General features: G+C 53.2%; 1 rRNA gene. It reads left to right on the forward strand.

Annotated elements, in window-relative coordinates:
* Positions 1 to 23: 23 nt before the first annotated feature.
* Positions 24 to 470: ribosomal RNA gene (locus tag VA602_RS00520) — 16S ribosomal RNA — on the forward strand; the annotation flags it as partial.

Consider the following 470-nt stretch of genomic DNA (forward strand, 5'->3'; position numbering starts at 1 on the left):
TTCTTAAAAACCCAAGCAGTATTGAACTGAAGAGTTTGATCATGGCTCAGATTGAACGCTGGCGGCAGGCCTAACACATGCAAGTCGAGCGGATGACGGGAGCTTGCTCCTTGATTCAGCGGCGGACGGGTGAGTAATGCCTAGGACTCTGCCTGGTAGTGGGGGACAACGTTTCGAAAGGAACGCTAATACCGCATACGTCCTACGGGAGAAAGCAGGGGACCTTCGGGCCTTGCGCTATCAGATGAGCCTAGGTCGGATTAGCTAGTTGGTGAGGTAATGGCTCACCAAGGCGACGATCCGTAACTGGTCTGAGAGGATGATCAGTCACACTGGAACTGAGACACGGTCCAGACTCCTACGGGAGGCAGCAGTGGGGAATATTGGACAATGGGCGAAAGCCTGATCCAGCCATGCCGCGTGTGTGAAGAAGGTCTTCGGATTGTAAAGCACTTTAAGTTGGGAGGAAG

It is taken from the genome of Pseudomonas machongensis, from assembly GCF_034961125.1.
In the GTDB taxonomy this organism is placed as follows: domain Bacteria; phylum Pseudomonadota; class Gammaproteobacteria; order Pseudomonadales; family Pseudomonadaceae; genus Aquipseudomonas; species Aquipseudomonas machongensis.